This window comes from Isoptericola variabilis (genome assembly GCF_050311655.1).
Lineage (GTDB): Bacteria > Actinomycetota > Actinomycetes > Actinomycetales > Cellulomonadaceae > Isoptericola > Isoptericola variabilis.
In genome coordinates this window covers 1-335 of the sequence record NZ_JBNOZM010000022.1, presented here as the reverse complement: position 1 = coordinate 335, position 335 = coordinate 1, and the positions used below count along the sequence as shown (strand labels likewise).

1 pseudogene is annotated in these 335 nt (G+C 65.4%); it reads left to right on the top strand.

Annotated features, from left to right (window positions below):
• Nucleotides 1-18 precede the first annotated feature (18 nt).
• Nucleotides 19-335: pseudogene (locus tag ACQP60_RS20905) on the top strand (carbohydrate ABC transporter permease); the annotation flags it as partial.

The following is a 335-nucleotide window of genomic DNA, read 5'->3' as shown; positions in this document are numbered from 1 at the left end:
CTACTCCGGAGACAACCGATGAGCGCCCCGACCCTCTCCCAGCCCGCACCCGTGCGCGAGCCGGCCACCATCGACACCTCGCTGCGCAAGGCCGCGAAGCGGCGTAAGGGGGCCCGGTCGGTCGGGTTCCACGCCTTCATGATCATCTGCACCGTGATCGTGCTGTACCCGGCGGCGTGGATGCTCATGTCCTCGTTCAAGCCGTCCAACGAGATCATCGGGAACATCAGCCTCTGGTCCGAGCACCTGTCGTTGTCCAACTTCGCGACCGCGTTGTCCGGGATCGGCGGGGTCGGGTTCTGGACCTTCTTCGGCAACTCGATGATCCTGGCGGT